1 pseudogene is annotated in these 690 nt (G+C 31.0%); it reads left to right on the top strand.

Features of this window, described 5'->3' with window-relative positions:
* Positions 1-11: 11 nt before the first annotated feature.
* Positions 12-690 (top strand): annotated as a pseudogene (locus ACFQ2O_RS22045) (hypothetical protein); the annotation flags it as partial.

Here is a 690-nt window from a genome sequence, read left to right as displayed (position 1 = left end):
ACTTACTTTTTTTGGACTCAAATAAACTAGGCCTAAATGAATTCATCACTAAAGAACAAGAGTGTCAAATGTATCTACATCAGGCTCAAATTTTAACAAGACACTATGAATTTGATCTAGTACTTAGTCTTACACATAAAGTTTTGTCTATTTCATTAAACTATGACTTTGTTAATTTCACTGTCGAAGCACTTGAACTTAAAATATCTTGTTACTCTGAATTAGGTAATTTGCGTGAATTCAATGCAACAGTAGCACAGTTAAGAAATTGGAATGAAAAACAAGCACTTGAAAGAAATTCTCTTATAATATACCAAACTGTTAAAGTTTATTTGAAACAGACAGTTCGTAAAAGGCAGCATTATCTTCAAAGCTTACCAAACATGATCCAACAATTAAAGGATACTTGGGAGAAGTGTCTAACCTTTACATCTTTTGATGCATATTACAAGGTGTCCATATATTATTATGAGTTAGTAGGAGAGTTCGATGCCATAATATCAATGACAAAACAATCTCAATTATGGTTTGAAGATAATAAAGCAAATGTCTATAGATTTGACCAGCTTTATAATAAATTTATCCTGGTATATGCGCATTTTAGGAGTAAGCTTCTTGCAGAAGGGTTGATGTATGCGTCTAAATATGTTAGCGATTTCAGCAAAAGTTCCTATAATTGGTTTTCATATA

The organism is Pontibacter rugosus (assembly GCF_042678745.1).
GTDB classification, from domain to species: Bacteria; Bacteroidota; Bacteroidia; order Cytophagales; family Hymenobacteraceae; genus Pontibacter; species Pontibacter rugosus.
The sequence above is the reverse complement of the archived record's forward strand: the minus strand, read 5'-3'. Positions and strand labels throughout refer to the sequence as shown.